The sequence below is a fragment of the Leeuwenhoekiella parthenopeia genome, assembly GCF_020782115.1.
Classification (GTDB): Bacteria; Bacteroidota; Bacteroidia; order Flavobacteriales; family Flavobacteriaceae; genus Leeuwenhoekiella; species Leeuwenhoekiella parthenopeia.
The window spans coordinates 1-12,023 of sequence record NZ_JAJGMW010000011.1 but is presented as its reverse complement, the minus strand read 5'-3'; the positions used below and the strand labels follow the sequence as shown (position 1 = coordinate 12,023).

Annotated in this window: 12 protein-coding genes; all 12 read left to right on the top strand. The window is 42.6% G+C overall.

All coding sequences use genetic code 11. The features are described 5' to 3' along the window. The first annotated feature begins 77 nt into the window (after positions 1-77). Positions 78-605, top strand: coding sequence for a hypothetical protein (locus LLW17_RS09620; RefSeq protein ID WP_228230044.1), 528 nt, complete (start codon positions 78-80; stop codon positions 603-605). Between the two features lie 89 nt (positions 606-694). After that, a complete protein-coding gene (locus tag LLW17_RS09615; protein WP_228230043.1) occupies positions 695-1,615 on the top strand; it encodes an EamA family transporter in 921 nt (306 codons plus the stop codon). Positions 1,616-1,822: 207 nt separating this feature from the next. After that, positions 1,823-2,704 carry a hypothetical protein gene (locus tag LLW17_RS09610; protein WP_228230042.1) on the top strand — a complete coding sequence of 294 codons (882 nt, stop codon included), beginning with the start codon at positions 1,823-1,825 and terminating at the stop codon, positions 2,702-2,704. 53 nt (positions 2,705-2,757) lie between these two features. After that, the gene (locus LLW17_RS09605; protein ID WP_228230041.1) at positions 2,758-3,741 is read left to right on the top strand and encodes a hypothetical protein; all 984 of its coding nucleotides are present in this window, start codon (positions 2,758-2,760) and stop codon (positions 3,739-3,741) included. Positions 3,742-3,761: 20 nt separating this feature from the next. Next, positions 3,762-4,628: a CHAT domain-containing protein gene (locus LLW17_RS09600; protein ID WP_262908968.1), complete on the top strand. Its 867-nt coding sequence runs from the start codon at positions 3,762-3,764 to the stop codon at positions 4,626-4,628. Between the two features lie 43 nt (positions 4,629-4,671). Next, positions 4,672-5,424 (top strand): MORN repeat-containing protein, encoded by a 753-nt coding sequence (locus tag LLW17_RS09595; protein ID WP_228230040.1) that lies wholly within the window; start codon positions 4,672-4,674, stop codon positions 5,422-5,424. A 172-nt stretch (positions 5,425-5,596) separates the two neighbouring features. Beyond that, a complete protein-coding gene (locus LLW17_RS09590) occupies positions 5,597-8,479 on the top strand; it encodes a CHAT domain-containing protein (protein ID WP_228230039.1) in 2,883 nt (960 codons plus the stop codon). A 9-nt stretch (positions 8,480-8,488) separates the two neighbouring features. Further along, the gene (locus LLW17_RS09585; RefSeq protein WP_228230038.1) at positions 8,489-8,707 is read left to right on the top strand and encodes a hypothetical protein; all 219 of its coding nucleotides are present in this window, start codon (positions 8,489-8,491) and stop codon (positions 8,705-8,707) included. A 196-nt stretch (positions 8,708-8,903) separates the two neighbouring features. After that, positions 8,904-9,650, top strand: coding sequence for an MORN repeat-containing protein (locus tag LLW17_RS09580; protein ID WP_228230037.1), 747 nt, complete (start codon positions 8,904-8,906; stop codon positions 9,648-9,650). A gap of 317 nt (positions 9,651-9,967) precedes the next feature. Beyond that, entirely contained in the window at positions 9,968-10,981 is a 1,014-nt protein-coding gene (locus tag LLW17_RS09575) for a zinc-binding alcohol dehydrogenase family protein (protein WP_228230036.1), read from the top strand. Between the two features lie 72 nt (positions 10,982-11,053). Continuing rightward, complete coding sequence (locus LLW17_RS09570; protein ID WP_228230035.1) at positions 11,054-11,764, top strand: class I SAM-dependent methyltransferase; 711 nt, start codon at positions 11,054-11,056, stop codon at positions 11,762-11,764. 75 nt (positions 11,765-11,839) lie between these two features. Beyond that, the coding region (locus tag LLW17_RS09565; RefSeq protein WP_228228726.1) for a transposase at positions 11,840-12,023 on the top strand (184 nt) is incomplete at its 3' end.

Sequence of the window (12,023 nt, the reverse complement as noted above, 5' to 3'; positions counted from 1 at the left end):
CAAAAGAAGGCAGATTTTTTTGGTTTAAAACCGAATAGTACCGATTTACGTAAATTTCAAAAATTATATATACCCCTATGAAACGAATACTTCTACTGCTAAGCCTTTTAGCAATGACTGCCTGTGATAAGATTGATGACCTCACCAAATTTGATTTAGATTACAACAGCAGTGTCACCATCGAGTCCGGAACCCTGATTAACCTTCCGTTTGTGGTGCAGACGCCGCCTGTGCAAACCAATAGCGAGTCTGAATTTGAATCAAACAATACCCAAAAAGACCTCATTGAGTCCATCAAACTCAGTCGTATGCGCCTCATTATTACGAGTCCTACTGATGCAGATTTTAGCTTTTTAGAATCTATTGAAGTTTTTATCAAGGCAGAAGGTCTTGAAGAAATACCTTTAGCTTCCTTAAATCCGGTCGCAGGAGACGCTTCGGGTACGATAGAGCTTAATACCAGCAATGCAGAATTGAAAGAATACATCAAAAAAGACCGCTATACCCTGCGTGTTGAAAGTATTACCGATGAGGCCATTGACCGCGATATTGAACTAGATATCAGGAGCGTTTTTCGGGTAGATGCGCGTATTCTCGGTTTGTAAATTATACGGAGTAAGCAGCAGATTAGTAACCAAAAACTGACGCGATTTCGCCCAAAAAGCAGAGCTTTGCCTCCGCTAATTTTTTTGCCGTGCTATCCCGAAAGAAAACCTTTATCATCCTGTCATTTATTGCCATTTACGTCTTTTGGGGGTCTACTTTCCTCTGGAATAAAATAGCGGTTACCAAGCTTCCTCCGTTTATGATAGGCGGAATGCGGTTTTGCACGGCAGGTCTGCTCATTTTTGCTTTAGCAGCTGCCCTGGGACACTCCCTGCGTATCAGCTGGAAGCAATTGGGAAATTCTATTTTAGCCGGAATTCTGTTTTTATCTGTGGGCAACGGAGTCTTTGTATGGGCGCTGAAATACATCGACAGTGGTTTTGGCTCGCTCATAGCCTCGATGTATCCCTTATTTACCATTTTGATTATGATGCTCGTGCAGAAGCGTAAGCTGAAAAAGATGACTGTTTTTGGCGTTATTTTAGGCTTATGCGGAATGATTTTGCTGATCAGTCAGCGGGAATTGGCGGTAGAGCCCAATTTCTGGTTGGGCGTGGGGCTGGCGGTGACGGCTATTTTTAGCTGGAGCTGCGGCAGCCTTATGGTGGCACAGGTAGATACACCCAAAAATCACTTTGTAAGCACGGCGTATCAGATGACCGCTGCCGGTCTCATTTTAATCCTGGCCAGTCTGGTGATCGGCGAGGAGTGGAGCAGTCCGCTAAACTGGCAATCCCGTACGCAAATCGCGATGCTTTGTCTGGTATTCTTTGGGAGTATCGCAGCATTTTCGGCCTTTAATTATCTGCTAAAAAATGTGGCTACCGAAAAAGTGACCACTTCAGCCTATGTAAACCCGGTTATTGCACTGTTTCTGGGCTGGTATTTTTTGGGCGAAAAACTCACGACGCAGTCGGCTGTTGCTGCAGCCATCCTGATCACCGGCGTCTACTTCATCAACACCGGAAGAAGTAAAAATAAAGCTGAAAATATGCGGTCTGGGAAGTGATTTCTTGATTTCCTGATTTTTTGTTTCTTATTTATTATTCCATGTTTCTGATTCCTGATTTTGTCATAACGATAAACGGTAAACGGCAAACCGTAAACCAACAGAAAACCGAAAACGGCGAACCACAAACCCACAAATACGTCAATTGCCCTATTGATTGCAGGTGCTGTCTGACCCTACTTTTAGATCGTAAAAACCGCACGATCTATGAGAATTCTAGTTTTACTGGTACTGCTTTGCAGTGCGCTCAGGGCACAACAGCCTTTTTCCAGAAAAATAGAGGAAAATTTGCTTTATACCGAGGCAATTAATGCAGCCGGTAAAGATTTGAACAGATTATTTAATATATCTGAATTTCTTCTTAACCAATACCCCTTCCCATACAGGATACCGGCTATTACCGGATATAATCTGATCGCGACGCCATCCTCAGATCAGGCTCTTTTTTATACTTCAATGGCTGTTTACCTTGCTCCGCTAGATGAATATTCGGCAAAACTGAATTATATAGCCGCGTTGATAACAGGATCTGATTTTCAGCGAAATGAAGCCTTTTACAATTATGTATTCACGTCTCAGCTAAATCAAAACGAAACTGAGGTTTCCAAAAGTTTAATGGCTTATCTGGACTTCTATAAAAACCAGCCGGATCTGCTGTCTAAAATAGAAACAGACCTGGCCGCTATATCTGCTTTAAAAACCAGATTTCAAGGCGGGATAGAAACTGCAAATACAGCTTTTAAATATGCAGAGCTGAATACTGATGTTTCCGCTACACAAATCGAAAGTCTGAATGTTGAGTTGCAAAATGCACGAAAAAATGGAGCCATCCCAAATCTGGCATATTCCTGTTTACTTTCAAAACTCGGCGATGCACTCTGGTATCACGATTTAAAAAGTACTGCCGTTCGCTCAACTTTTGAAAGGTATTTAACAGAGCAAAACCTGAATCCATTTACGGGGTTTTTATTGGTACATAGTTTCGGTAATACCTATTCAAGCCAGGAAAATCAAAGGCTAATAGAAATTCTAGATGTTTTACTAAGCAGAAGAGGTGATTTATTCAAACCTCAGATTACCTGGCTATAAATAAAAAAGCTAAAGCGCTGCGAGAACTGAATAACTATGCAGCCTATACAAACGTGTTAAACGAAATCACCCCACTTATTAAAGATCTTCAAAATCCGGATTTGCTGATCGATTCCTATCTGGTTTTGACACCTCCCGAGATTGCTAAGAAAACCGAAACCGGCACAAATTACCTCCAAAAAATGCAACGACTTATTGATTTAAATCCCCATTTGAGCGGTGGATACCAAAAAGTCGTTACTGAACTGATGATTTTAGCCGGACTCAAAAGCGTTGAGGAATCTGTTGCAATAAGACCGGCAGATTATTTTAACAGAGCTATGTTGGCTTTACAGGAAATGGATTATGAGGGTATGATAGGCTCATTAGTTCAGGCTAAAAACCTTCTGGATGCCGAAAGAAAACAAGCTGATGCAGCCGTTCGAAAAGAAACAGAACTGGTTTATACAAAAGTACTTACCAATTTGGCGGGTGCTTATATCAAAACGGGACGTCCTGCAGAAGCTCTGGAAACAGCAGAGCTAATTAAAAACGCTGAGCTCAACACACTTTTAAATTCCAATTCAACCAGTTCAAGAACGGTTAGGGAAATACAGGCAAGTCTCGCAACTGATGAGGCCATTATCTACTATTTATCTCCGGGTTCATTAGATGACACGGGATATTTCAATTTTTTGGTTACTAAAAACAATGTAGAAGCTACATTTTTTGACTTTACCAAAATTGTAGCCGATCTGTTTACCGAAAATCCGTCGATTACGAGTTACGTGGAATCAAAACTGGCAAAAAAAGAATTGCGACGGCCAAATAATACAGAGCGCCCTGCATTTTCTGCAAACTATATGGCACAACCGGGTGATGCACGTATCTTTTTTGAAACGTACCGCACTTATCTGGAAGCTGCTAAAGAAGACAGGCCGTTTTTAAAAGCCGGAGAATTTGCCAGACTTTCTGCCAATATTTGGTATGTATTATTCCCCAACCTAAACTTTTTGCGTGATATAAAAAAATCACAATCGTACCTACCGGTGAGTTAAGCTTTATTCCGTTTGAAACATTGATTAACCCGGTCACTAAACGCTATCTCATTGAGGATTTTGAAATAGGCTATGCTCCCAGTGCAAGTGTGCTTGTATCCTTAAGACAAAAACAAAAGACAAGTTATAAAAAGAATGTGCTGGCTTTTGGGGATGCCAAATACAGCCTTAGAAACAACACCCATTCTAAAATAGCTTCTATAGCAGATATCAAACGGCTGCAATTAGAAGTAAATGAAGCCATTGAATCAGGAAAAGATCTGGATTTTGCCTATGGGGCTTTTCAAACCGACGAACCTATGAAATATCTGATAGGTACAAAAAATGAAGTGGAAGCCATAAAGCAAATCGTTCCCCTGACTGATGTGCGGCTAGATAAGCAAATGACCGAAAATGAAATAAAAAGTATGTCTGACGCAGGTTTACTGAAGGATTATAAGGTGATTCATCTGGCCAGCCATGCTTCGGTAAATCCTTACATATTTGAAATGAGTGCCATTGCTATGAGTGTTCTTCCAAGTCCTGTAAACGGAGAAGATGGTATGCTCACCGTAAACGAAATCAAAGCATTAAAAATGAATCCGGACCTGGTTATGCTTAGTGCCTGCCAGACCGGCCTGGGGCGCATTACTACGGGAGATGCCGTTCAGTGGTTAAACAACTCCCTGTTTCAGGCCGGTGCTAATGCCAGCCTGACATCACTTTGGTCTGTAAATGATTACACGACCAGCATTTTCCTTCAGGAGTTTTACAAAAAAGTCTTTCAGTCAAATATACCTTATGTAACAGCGGCGACTGAGATTAAACGTGCCTTTATAGCCGGAGCCTATGGCGATGAATTTAAGCATCCCACGTATTGGGCTCCATTTATCTATTACGGCAAATAAACAACGCTATTAAACTTTAATATAAACCTTAAATCAGATCATTATGAAACGAATAGTTCTAATTACCTTTTTGTCATTACTAAGTTTATTTGCCAAAGCTCAGGAAGGAGATTCCTGCCAGGCAGGAGATTGTAAAAATGGATATGGATATAGTTTTAATGTAAATTCAAAAGACATGTATCACGGTTTTTATAAAGATGCCGTGTTTGAAGGAATAGGATATCACCAGCTACCCGGAGGGAACTGGTACTTTTCAAACTTTAAATCAGGAATGCCAAATGGATTTACGGTATATAACGAAGGGGAAGGTACAGTTTGCGGTGTTTTTGAAAACAATCAGAAAATCGGGCCACATATAAAAATTCTAAATTCTGCAGATAAGGTTGAAAGAGAACTGCTTATTTATACTAAAGGTCAGCTTACCGCAAGTAAACTTTTTGTCGGTGAGGCAAACACAGAAAACCCTTGCCTTGCAGGGAACTGTGATACGGGTTTTGGAATACTTAAAAGCGACGATACCCTAATGTCAGGGATTTTTAAAGACGGTTTATTTGTGCAGGGTGAGGTTCAGCTTCTTGCCTATAACGTTAGTGAATATTATAAACCACCAACACTAGACCAGTCGCTGGAGCCTTATTTTAAATACTTCAAAAGGTTGACGCCAAATGGTGTCGAAGAAGCTGCACATATGACCAGGGGTTCGCGAGCAGATGGTCAGTTTATATTAATTAATGCCAGTACAAATGCTTTAAAAGCTGCCCTTTTTGAAGATGGAGAACCCGTAAAAATCTTTTAAAATCAGGTCTGTTGGCAAACACTGTTTTGGGTTAATCGTTAATTGGGTTTTTGCAGAAACGGTAAACGGAAAACCGTAAACAGAAAACGCCAAACCCATAAATACGTCAATTGCCCTATTGATTGCAGGTGCTGTGTGGCCCTACTTTTAGATCGTAAAAACCGCACGATCTATGAGAATTCTAGTACTTTGGCTGTTCTTTGGCGCTTCGCTATGGGCACAACAGCAGGCCGTACCTGTTGACATCAACAGAAATCAAAATTTCCAGAAATTTAATGCTCTTAAAAAGGCAGGCAATAATCTGGAAGCATTTAAACTGGGCTACGAACTCCTGGACGCGTATTATACCCATACCGATCTGTATTTCGATTTGGGTCTAGCCCGCGCGGCTTTGCCTAATGCACCCCAGGAAGGTGCCGCAATGGTACAAAAGGCTTACGATCTGGAGCCCATTTACGACCGTTTGGCTCAGGCGGCTATTTCGTATGCCTTTTATACCAAAGATTTAGCACGGGCCAAACAGTTGTTATGGGAATACAGTTTTTATCCGCGTCCACCCGAAGATTTTACTGCCGCGATGAATTACCTTACGGGCTCACTGGAGTATTACAAATCTTCCTTTACCGCTGATCAGGCCAATACCGCGCAGCAACTGCTTAATATGCACCGCAGCGAGGCCACACAAAATATGAAGTATTTCTGGGAACATTTCAATCCCGTCTACAGCGCTTCTCCTGAAGAAATGGTTCAAAAGGGCCCGGCCCACTATCTCAACCTCCTTGCACCCGTCAAAAAGCAGATGCAGGCTGGGGCATTTCCGGTGAGTTATTACAATCAAAGCCTCGAAACCCTTGCCACACGCACGTTTTGGAACAACTGGAAACAGGCAGCAATCCTGATTCCCGAGCTTAAAGAGCAATTTTCAAATGTGCGTACCACACCGATGATGAAGCTTAAGATTTACGATATCCTTTCAAAAATCAATGAAGTAAACCGTAATTATGAAGATAACCTTAGCCTTGCAACCATAATGCTTGACGAGTTGCCGAAATACTCCTATTCCAATTCGGCAATAATGCTCGCTGCAAACAATTATTTGTTTTCCCTTATTCAGCGCGAGCAATTTAAAGAGGCTTATGCCTTTGCTAAACAGGTAGAAAGCCTTTTCGGGAAAGTAACCCAGCCCGAAGTCAAAATGAACGGGTACTACAACCTGTCACGGGCTTACGCCTATGGAGGGGATAAAGTCAAAGGAATACAGCTGGCCGAGGCCGGAGTCGCGTATATGAAAAACACCGGCAATGAATCGCATCCGCAGTTTGGCAAGACCTTACCGGAAAATCTTCAGGCTTTGAACGTGTTTCAGGATAAAAGCACCCTTGTTGAAACATATCTTAATTCAAATGACGTGATTGAGCTCTACGACTATGGGCAACAATTGGGAATGCAGAAAAAATATGCCGAAGCGGTTCCATTTTATGAAAAAGCCTTTCAGCTTTATAAACCCAAAGTAAAAGCCGCAACCGGCAGTGAACGCAGCAATTTGCTGGATCTGTATACCAAAATAGGAGGGAACCTGATTGCCTGCCTTTTTGAAAGTAAGCAAACCGATAAGATTTTTTCGGTGATGGAAGAACTCAAAGCCAACGGCTTACTCACCTCTAAATCTGGCGCAACACCGGTAAGCCTGCCTGCACTACAAAAAAGCCTTAAGCCGGACGAAGCACTCATTTATTATAGTGACGTTATGCGTGGTAATACCCATGAAGGGGTTTATATGGCCGCTGTGATTACAAATAATACCATCAATTACCGCTATGTTAACGCTGCAGGTGCTCTGATGCGGGTGTATGTAGACCGCAATGCAGACATCGGTGAGATCGAAAAGAAAATGGCACAGCGAGAGCTGCGACAGCCACACTATACCGTTTATCGAAATCTGGAAGAAGCCGGCTATAATCAATATAAAAAAGGGGATTTTGTTCTGCTGGCCGAATTGTACCGAAGTTTTCTCAATCCTTCTGAAGGCGGCGAGGTACAGCAACAGTTTACCGATTCAGCTTATAGAGATTACATAGCCGGCGCTTTTTATACCGATCTGGTAAGCCGACTCGAACCCTGGTTTGAAGGTAAGAAGCGCTTATATATAAGCGCAGACGGCATACTTAATTTTTTGCCTTTTGAAAGTTTTAAAAACCCCTTAAATCGGTATTTGGTAGAAGATTATGAGATAGGCTATGTGCCCAGCGGCAGTCTGCTGGTTGATCTGCGCAAGCGTACCGCTCCGGCCTATGAGAAGAACGTGCTCGCTTTTGGTGATGCCAAATATGAAAAGTATGCCAGTGCGGGTCGCGAACTGAAATCAGGAGCAGACATCAAACGCCTGGAACTTGATGTAGAAAAATCACTACAGCTTAACGAACCGCTCGATTATGCGTTTGCCACCTTTTCTAAAGAAGCTATGAAGTATTTAAAAGGCGCCAAAGCCGAAGTTCTGGCGATAAACGAACTCGTGCCCAAAACCGATTTGTTTCTGGATACCCAAATGACCGAAAACCAGTTTAAAAAACTTCATGCAACAGGAGCGCTTCACACGTATAAAACCATTCATTTGTCGAGCCATGCTTCTGTACATCCCTATGTTTTCGATTTAAGCGGTATCGCATTCTCGGTCTATGCCAATCCGCGCGAAGGGGAAGACGGGATTCTAACTGTAGCAGAAATGGGCGCTTTAGACATTGAGACCGACTTTATGTTCCTCAGCGCCTGTCAGACCGGCCTGGGCAAACTGGTGCCGGGAGAAGGCGTACAGGGGCTTAATCAGGCGATGTTAATGGCGGGTGCCAATTCGACCCTCACGACTTTATGGTCGGTAAACGATTACGGTACCATGATCTACACCACCCAATTGTATAATAAGATTTTTAACGAGAATAAAGAGTATCTAACTGCCAGTACCGAAGTAAAACGGGCCTTCATCCGTGGCGATTTCAGCAAGCAGCTCGATTTATCCCATCCGCAGTTTTGGGCACCTTTTATTTATACCGGCAAATAGATCTTGATTATGACACGGGTTTTGAGGACACAGCTGATTTTTCTGTTTTTGTTCGGTTACGATTTCGCGAAAGCGCAATGCCTTCAGGGAAATTGTGAAAATGGTTTTGGAGAATACAAGACCGAAAGCGAAGCCTATAGCGGTTTTTTTAAAGATGGAAAGTTTAACGGAAGCGGAATGCTTCAAAGTACACTTGGCGTGTATTGGGGTGATTTTAAATGCCAATAACTGGTTCATCGGGATGTTTAATAACACGAGTGCTAAAGACGGCGCGGGAGCCGAATACGCGAACGGGCAGCTTAAACAGGCAGGAATCTATGCTAATGGCAAGATTCAGGAAGTAATGCTCAAAGAATAGGGCAATTGCCCTATGGACTCCAAAAGCCCTGTCCGCTAATTTTGATAATGTAAAAAAACCTCAATTATGAAAACACTTCTATTCAGCAGCTTCTTGCTTTTCGGTGCGCTTAGTTTTGCACAGACCAATCCTTGTTCCAAAGGCGACTGCCAAAACGGCTATGGCTTTTATTACAACAATGAAACCGGTGACCTCTACCACGGCTTTTATAAAAACGGAGCTTACAACGGCGTTGGATATACCCAGAATGCCAAAAATGACTATTACTGGTCTCAGTTCAAAGACGGAAAAGTAAATGGTTTTACGGTCTATGATGAGGGCCAGGGCAGAACCTGGGGTACTTTTGTAAATGGAGTCAAAACCGGCGATCACGTGCGTGAGATTCGAAAAAAAGGCGGGATACAACGCGAATTAATCACTTATGAAAACGGTGCCGAAATATCCCGAAAAATGCATTCCCCTGCAGAAATAACCGAAGCAACCTGCATCAGCGGTGATTGTACTAACGGCTACGGAATTTATTATCAAAACCGGACGCTGATATCGGGCAAGTTTGAAGACGGATCTTTTAGAGCCGGGGAAATGGTACATATAGACACCAACACCTCAGACTTCTTTATGCCTCCCGTCGAGACCACCTATACCAATTCCTACTTTAAATATTCCATCACCGGAACCGATAACGGAACCAACGAAGCCGGCTATATGTCAATCGGTCCCAAAGCAAATGGAGAATATGTAATGCTCAACCTGAAGCAAAACCTATTTGCAGCGGCTCTTTTTAAAGACAATCAAATGATCGAAAGGTTTTAAATAAGGGGATAAAACCATTTTTGATCAAAACCTGCATTCCAAAGGAGTGCGGGTTTTTTGTTTTCCTTCCACGGATTTTTTGTTTCTGGTTTCTTATTTGGTATTCCTTGTTTCTGATTCCTGATTTTGTCATAACGGTAAACCGCAAACCGCAAACCGTAAACCAACAGAAAACAGAAAACGCCAAACGGCGAACCGAAAAGAAATAACAAATCATAAATAACGAATAGCCCACATACATTAATAACATTTTAACCTCTTTCCTTCTGCAAGCTTGCTGCGAAGCCCGTAACTTTAGCAAAAAACAAACAGACACTATGAAAGCAATCGGATTTAAAAAATCACTCCCCATAAGCGAACCCAACAGTTTTATCGCCTTTGAAACCGAAAAACCAAAGCCTGAAGGTCACGATCTTTTGGTACAGATTCAGGCGATTTCGGTTAATCCTGTAGATTATAAAATACGCCAGAATGCTGCGAAAGATCAGGAACTGGACACCCCTAAAATCATCGGCTGGGATGCCGTGGGTATTGTAGAGGAAGTAGGCGAGGAGGTAAGCCTGTTTAAAGCCGGGGACGCTGTGTATTACGCAGGGGATTTAACTCGTAGCGGTTGTAATGCAGAATACCAACTCATAGATGAACGCATTGTAGGCCGTAAACCTAAAAATTTGAGCCTGGCTGAGGCCGCAGCAATGCCCCTGACGACTTTAACGGCCTGGGAAAGTATCTTCGACCGCATTAAGTATAACGAAGCAACAGATAAGGGTAAGAGCATTTTATTCCTAAACGGAGCCGGTGGTGTGGGTTCTATCGCGATTCAGTTGGCTAAAAAACTCACCGGTTTTACCGTGATCGCCACCGCTTCGAGTGACGAGACCCGGGACTGGTGTAAAAAAATGGGAGCCGATTTCGTAGTAAATCATCACAATCTAAAAGAAGAACTCGAAGGCATTGGCCATACTCAGATTGACTACATCCTCGATTTTGTTGATTTAAAGGAATACTGGCAACAGCTGGCTGACCTGATCAAGCCTCAGGGCCATATACTTTCAATCACCGGAAGCAGCGATCCCCTCAATCTCAATCTGCTCAAAAATAAGAGTGTCACGTTTTCCTGGGAGTTGATGTACACCCGCTCGATGCATCAAACACCCGATATGCAGCGGCAGCATGATATTTTAAACCGGGCTGCAGATTTATTTGAAGACGGAACCCTGCAACCCACCGTCACCACCGTATTTGAAGGCTTTAGTGTAGAAAATCTCAAAAAAGCCCACGAACTTCAGGAAAGCGGAACCAGTATCGGGAAGAATGTGATTGTGTATTAAAAAACTATAAAAGGAAAACCGATGCGTAGTACAACTCCCTCCCTTATAAAATTCCTTCAAGCCCTTGTTGTAATGCTTCTGCTATTTCAAGTGACAAGCTGCAAAGGCCAGAATACCGAAAGCAAGCAGGAGGGAAGTGACACTGCTGCTTACACCTACAGGCCGGGAAGTATAAACGGAATTGGAAAATGGTTTATGGGGCGTGAGATTGCCCACGTTATGGGTTTTCAGGGGATGGAATGGCTCAACCGACCTGAACGTGAACAGGAAGAAAACGTTTCGCTCCTGCTTAAAAATATGAATATTCAGGCTGATGATATCATTGCCGATATTGGAGCAGGCTCCGGCTATCACGTGTTTAAAATGGCAACACAGGCACCCGAAGGAATGGTGTATGGCGTAGATATTCAGGAGGAAATGCTTGCCGAAATGAAACGCGTGCAGCTAATAAACGGCATTACCCATGTTACTCTGGTCAAAGGAAGCGTGCAAAGCGTCAATCTTCCCGAAAATAAAGTAGATAAAGTACTGATGGTAGATGTGTACCACGAGTTTGAATTTCCGCTGGAAATGCTGGCATCCATTAAAAAGGCGATGAAAGCCGATGCTAAACTTTACCTGATCGAATACCGCGGGGAAGATCCCAACATTCCTATCAAAACCATTCATAAAATGACCGAGGCCCAGGCCGTTAAAGAGCTTCGCGCTGCCGGTTTTACCTTGGTTGAAAACATAGCTAATCTGCCCTGGCAGCATTGCATGGTATTTCAGAAAGGAAGTTAAATGTTAATCGTTAATTGGAATTTAAAAAACGGTGTACGTCCCTGATATAGGTTGACCACTTAAACGTGATTAACAATGAAATCCAACGTACAAATCATCCAAAAGAGGCGTGTTTATTCTGAGAGTTTTAAGCGTCAGATCGTCGAAGATTTTGAATCCGGTAAGTATAGTGCTAGCCAACTATCGATGTTGCACAACATACCTTGTGTTAGTATTTACCGATGGATTTATAAATTTTCTAACTTTAATGAGAAAGGAT